Here is a 694-nt window from a genome sequence, read left to right on the forward strand (position 1 = left end):
CCCGCCGGAGGGCTGAGGCTGCCTCTCGACGCGCCGTCATCCCCGAGCGGGGCTCGGGTCCTCTCTCCCCGCGCGCGTCTCCCCGCACGGCGGGGAGAGGGGATCCGCACGCATCGGACGCTCGACCGGAGATCGGACGTGGTGTGGTAAGCTGCCCTATCCCGTGCGCTCGCGGCAGGCCCCGCACTCGCCCTCCACCTCGACGATCCGGCTCGCGGGCTTGAAGCCCGCCCGGTCGAGGGCGCGGCCGAGGCCCGCCTCGATCTCCGGCGCGGTGGTCTCGCCGATGCCCCCGCAGGTGCGGCAGATCAGGAAGACCAAACCCTCCCCTGCCCCGTGCTCGTGCGCGCAGGAGACGAAGGCGTTGCGGCTCGCGATGCGGTGGACGAGGCCGAGCTCCGTCAGGAAGTCGAGCGCCCGGTAGACCGAGACCGCGGCGACGCGCCGGCCCGGCACGCTGAGGCGCTCGGCGATGTCGTAGGCGCCGAGCGGCCCCTGCGCCGCCGCCACCGTCTCCAGCACGTCCCGGCGCAGGCGCGTGAACTGCAGGTCCCGGTCGCGGCAGAGCGCCTCGGCGCGCGCGACGACGTCGAGGCCGTGCGCATGGTGGTGATGGCCGGCACCGTGCTCGTGCCCGTGCATGACGATCCCCGGGATAGCGCGGCCGCGCGCGGGGTGCCCCGCGAGGGCCCGC

General features: G+C 75.6%; 1 protein-coding gene. It reads right to left on the reverse strand.

Going from position 1 to position 694, the window contains the following annotated elements; genetic code table 11:
* Positions 1–156: 156 nt before the first annotated feature.
* Positions 157–642, reverse strand: coding sequence for a Fur family transcriptional regulator (locus AX737_RS08650; protein ID WP_066920636.1), 486 nt, complete (start codon positions 640–642; stop codon positions 157–159).
* Positions 643–694 lie beyond the last annotated feature (52 nt).

This window comes from Methylobacterium sp. CCH5-D2 (assembly GCF_001556475.1).
GTDB lineage: Bacteria > Pseudomonadota > Alphaproteobacteria > Rhizobiales > Beijerinckiaceae > Methylobacterium > Methylobacterium hispanicum.

Excerpts from the sequence above, each read along its gene's own strand:
- AX737_RS08650 (WP_066920636.1), bottom strand. The coding sequence starts at position 642 with ATGCACGGGCACGAGCACGGTGCCGGCCATCACCACCATGCGCACGGC.